This window comes from Pseudomonas protegens, assembly GCF_003732485.1.
Classification (GTDB): domain Bacteria; phylum Pseudomonadota; class Gammaproteobacteria; order Pseudomonadales; family Pseudomonadaceae; genus Aquipseudomonas; species Aquipseudomonas protegens_B.
Map to the genome: position 1 here is coordinate 1 of NZ_MOAK01000083.1, position 210 is coordinate 210.

Annotated in this window: 1 protein-coding gene; it reads right to left on the reverse strand. The window is 65.2% G+C overall.

Features of this window, described 5'->3' with window-relative positions; translation table 11 throughout:
• The coding region (locus tag BLX41_RS26960; RefSeq protein WP_148059782.1) for a hypothetical protein at positions 1 to 210 on the reverse strand (210 nt) is incomplete at both ends.

The following is a 210-nucleotide window of genomic DNA, read 5'->3' on the forward strand; positions in this document are numbered from 1 at the left end:
CCGACCAGGCCACCGACCGCACCGGAGCCGGTGGCAGACATCGCACCGTTGATGGTCAACGAGGCCAGCTTGAGGTTGCCGATGCTGCCGGACGAGCTGGCGAACAGTCCGCCATCGCTGCCGTTGCTGTTGATCGTCAAACCGCTGAGGGTGTTGCCCAGGCCGTCGAAGATGCCACTGAAGGCCTGCTGGCCACCGATGGAGCTCAGG